Genomic DNA, 2,107 nt, shown 5'->3' with positions numbered 1-2,107 from the left:
AGCGTTCCAGAAGCTCGTCCCGTTCTTCGACGCCCAGCCGCTCGCCCCACTCCCGGGCGTGGTCGAGGTCGCGGTCGTCCTGGGGTTTTCCGCGAAAGGGTTTGACCCGCCAGGGGGGCTTGGCCATGGAGCCTATCTCGTGCGTGAGCAGAGGCTTCACCGTAACTCCCGAAGATTCGCGACCTTGGCCTCCAGCACGGCCCGGGGGAGGAGCTCCGCCGGCCCGTTGGGCGTCAGGTGGATTTTATCCTCCGGCAGCCCGTCGCGCAGGCGCTCCAAGACGCCCCGCTGCACCTCGGGGGATTCCACGAGGGTCGAGCCGGTGTTCAGGACGCCCGCCAGGAAGGCCTTGCCGTCCGGGAGGCGGTCGAGGACGTCGTCGAGCGGGTTGGCGTAGAGGTCAACGCCGAAGCCGTCCGCCGGCAGGTCGAGGAAATATGCCAGGTCCACGCCCAGGGGAAAGAAGGCGCTCACCACGTAAACGGGCGTCGGGGACAGGGCCTTGAGCCGTCCGATGAATTCCATCCCGACGCGGCGGTCGTCGTCCGTGAAATCCCGGTAGCCGAAGCCGGGCTCGAAGAGGCACAGGACCTTGTTCGGCAGCTTCACGAGGGGCTCCGCCGCCTCCGTTAAAATCTCGGCGATTCGCGGCAGGCCGAGGCCCCGGGAGAAGTCGCGGAAAACGAAGGGGAAGGGAAGCGTGAAGACCAGCCCCTCCTCTTTTTTGAATAGTCCGTCGGCCAGGAAGTACCTCTCGACCCATGCTTCCAGGCGGGATCGATCCACCGCGGCGTCCGGGGGCAATTCGAGGGTGCGCCAGAAGGAGTTGGTCTCGAAGAACCGCGCCAGGCCGCCCACCGCGCAGCCGGGGATAATACCAGCGAAGGGGCGCAAGAGGTCGCCCCAGGCGAGCATGCCGGGGGAAACGTGGGGCAACCCCTCCTGCAGGCGCCGCAGGTCCTCCGCGTCGGCCCGCCTCGCCTCCTCGAGCTCCCGGCGCTCTATCCGTCCCCGCTCGAAATCCCGCGTGGCGCGGACCAGCCCCTCCGAACGCGGCATGATACCCGGCAGGAGAACGTCCATGTCAGCCCAATCTCCCCAGAATGCGGCCCAGAATCCTCTCGGAGAGCTCCAGGTTCGAGTACATCACGTGCTCGACGTTGAACCCCAGCTTTATCTCCGAACCTTGCAGGTCCTTGGCCGTGAACGCGAAAACCTCGTCTATCACCCGCTCGACAACCTCGAAGGTGCGCTCCTCGATCCGCTCCTCCTCCTCCACCAGGTAGTCCAGCACCGCCGAGGGGAACTCCACCCCCAGCCAGGTCATGAACTCGATGTCCCGGATGCGCGAGGCCGGGGTGAGGGAGACGAAGACGTCGGGGAAGCGCAGCCCCTCCTCCCCGCACCGGCGGTCGAGCTGGGCGAGCACCTGCTTCATGTTGGCCGTCTCGAAGACGATTTGGGAACAGAAGAAATCAATCCCCGCCTTCATCTTGGCCACGATGCGGTCCGCCTCGCGGGACCGGGTGAAGATGGTGATGCCGCCGAGCCGTATGTCGGGAAACGTTTCCCGGACGAAGGACGCCGCCTCCGGAACCGACCAGCCCGGGTACTCGACCCGGTGGGACTCGCCGCCCACCAGAATCAGGTCGCGGACGCCCTTGGCGTGGACCTCCTCGACCCAGGAACGGAACTTCTCCGGGGGGACAAGGACAGAGATTTTATTCGGGACGAGGGCCACCCCCGGCGAGACCTCCCGCACCATCTCGCCGAAGCGCACCTGGTCCATCTTCTTCAGGAAGCTCACCGCCCGGCTGCCGTCGCGGCTCTCGCTCACCACCTCGGGAATGTTCAACCGGGTGATGGAGTTGGCCTCCAAAATCCGGGCGACCCGGGAGGCCCAGCCCCGGACCTTGCCCTCCAGCCAGGACTGGGGCGGCGTGATGATTTCGAAGATGATGCCGTTCACCATGATAAACCGCCGTATCCTCCGCCGATTCCGGTTCGTGTGATTCCGCCGTGTTCGGCCGAACCCGATGCGCACACCGCGACCGATTTGCCGGGAGCATAGCTCGCCGCACTCGGTTTCGCCGGGGGCGTAGCTCGG

The 2,107-nt window shown here is 66.1% G+C and carries 2 protein-coding genes; both read right to left on the bottom strand.

The features are described from left to right. Positions 1 to 156: 156 nt before the first annotated feature. Positions 157 to 1,083 (bottom strand): hypothetical protein, encoded by a 927-nt coding sequence (locus tag NTW26_00420; GenBank protein ID MCX7020738.1) that lies wholly within the window; start codon positions 1,081 to 1,083, stop codon positions 157 to 159. A gap of 1 nt (position 1,084) precedes the next feature. After that, on the bottom strand, positions 1,085 to 2,107 hold a 1,023-nt coding region (locus NTW26_00415; GenBank protein MCX7020737.1), incomplete at its 5' end, for a hypothetical protein.

This window comes from bacterium (assembly GCA_026398675.1).
Classification (GTDB): Bacteria; RBG-13-66-14; RBG-13-66-14; order RBG-13-66-14; family RBG-13-66-14; genus RBG-13-66-14.
This window is presented reverse-complemented; position numbering and strand designations above follow the sequence as displayed.